General features: G+C 71.4%; 1 protein-coding gene. It reads left to right on the top strand.

All coding sequences use genetic code 11. The features are described 5' to 3' along the window. A partial coding sequence (locus tag E0D90_RS25260; RefSeq protein WP_438827452.1) for an IucA/IucC family protein occupies positions 1–1,834 on the top strand: 1,834 nt, incomplete at its 5' end. Between the last annotated feature and the right edge of the window lie 182 nt (positions 1,835–2,016).

Genomic DNA, 2,016 nt, shown 5'->3' with positions numbered 1-2,016 from the left:
CCACCGGCCTGGCGTGACCCCCATGCGCGCGCCCCACGAGCACCCCGTACCCCACCTCGGCGACGTCTCCCCGGCGGCCTGGCGGGAGGCGGGCCGCAGACTCCTGGCGAAAGCCGTCGGAGAGTGGTGCTTCGAGGACATGCTCAAAGCCGTCGACGACGGCGACGGCAACTACCGGGTGGACCTCGACAGCGGCATCACCTATCAGTTCCGCGCCACACCCGGCGCGTTCGGCTGGCTGCGCGTCGAACCCGACTCGCTGGCGCGCACCGGCACCGGCATGCTCGGCAACTCGATCGCCGAACCCGCCTGGGACGTCCAGCGGTTCCTGCTCGACTCCGCCACCACCATCGGCACCGACGCCTCCACCGCCGCCACCTACTTCACCGAACTCGCCGCCACCCAGGCCGTGGACGCCGCCCGGATCGAACACGGCGGCACTCCCGTCGGCGAACTCCGCGACCTCGGCCACGCCGAACTCGAAACCCATATGACCGGCCACAACCTGCTCGTCGCCAACAAGGGACGCGTCGGGTTCTCCGCCACCGACGTCCGCGCGTACGCGCCGGAGTCGGGACGCCCCGTCAGGCTGGTCTGGCTGGCCGTGCACCGGGGCCTCGGCGAGTTCCGGGGCACACCCGAACTGTCCGAGCAGGAGATCGTGCGGCGCGAACTGGACGAGGCGACACGCGACGCCTTCACCGGCCGGCTCACCGAAGCCGGCCTGGACCCCGCCGGATACGTCTGGACCCCGGTGCACCCCTGGCAGTGGGACCACGCGGTGCAGACCCTGCACGCGGCGGACATCGCCCACCGGCGGATCGTGCTCCTCGGCGAGAGCCAGGACCGCTATCTGCCCGGCCAGTCGATACGCACGATGACCAACATCACCACCCCCGGCCGCTACGACGTCAAGCTGCCGCTGCGCATCCTCAACACCCTGGTGTGGCGCGGCATCCCACCGCACTGCACCGCCGGCGCCCCCGTCGTCACCCAGTGGCTGCGCGGCATGCTGGACACCGACCCGTACCTCACCGAGGAGACACGAACCGTCTTCCTCGGCGAGGTGGCCTCCGTGACCGTGCGCCACCCCTACCTGGAGGACCTCCCCGGCGCCCCGTACCAGCACCTGGAGACCCTCGGCTGCATCTGGCGGGAGCCGGTCGAATCCCGCCGCGACCCCGACGAGCGGGTGCGCACCTTCGCCTCGCTGCTGCACGTGGACTCCGCCGGAGACGCCTTCGTCGCGGAACTGGTCCGCGCCTCCGGCGCCGAACCGCGGCTCTGGCTGAAGCGGTTGTTCGACACTCTGCTCCACCCCGTGCTCCACGTCCTCCACCGTTACGGCGTCACCTTCAACCCGCACGGACAGAACACCCTGATCGGCTACGACGAGCAGGGGCTGCCCGGCCGGCTCTACCTCAAGGACTTCGTCGACGACGTCTGCGTCTCCTTCACCGAGGTCCCCGAACGCGGACCGGAGCCCGACAGCCACGACCACGTCCTGCCGCGCAAGCACCCCTCGGTGATCAGGCAGCACGTCATGGACCAGATATTCGTCGGCCACTTCCGTTACCTGGCGCCGCTGTGCGCCGATCAACTCGACGTGCCGGAAGCGGAGTTCTGGCGGATGGCACGGGAGACCGTGCTCGCCCACCGCCGACGCACCCCCGAACTCGCCTCCCGGCACACCGAGTACGACCTGCTGACCGACCAGATCCCGCGCTACGGACTCAACCGGGACCGCATCGTCGTCACCCGTTACGGAGACCGGGCCCTGCGCCACGCCCTGCACCCCAACGGGACCCTCCCCAACCCTCTCGCCGCGGGCTGACGCCACCCGTCACCGTCACCAGTCAGCCGTCACCGGCCCGCCCGGCCGGTGACTCGGCGCCACGCACGCTCCGCCCACGCGCGCCCCTTCGGCCCACACCGGGCCGACCCTCTGCGTGCCCCACCGTCCTTCCACCGGCCCCACCGCACGCCGCTGTGCGGTTCCGCCGGTGCGCCCGCGTC

This window comes from Streptomyces otsuchiensis, from assembly GCF_004305975.1.
GTDB lineage: Bacteria > Actinomycetota > Actinomycetes > Streptomycetales > Streptomycetaceae > Streptomyces > Streptomyces otsuchiensis.
The sequence above is the reverse complement of the archived record's forward strand: the minus strand, read 5'-3'. Positions and strand labels throughout refer to the sequence as shown.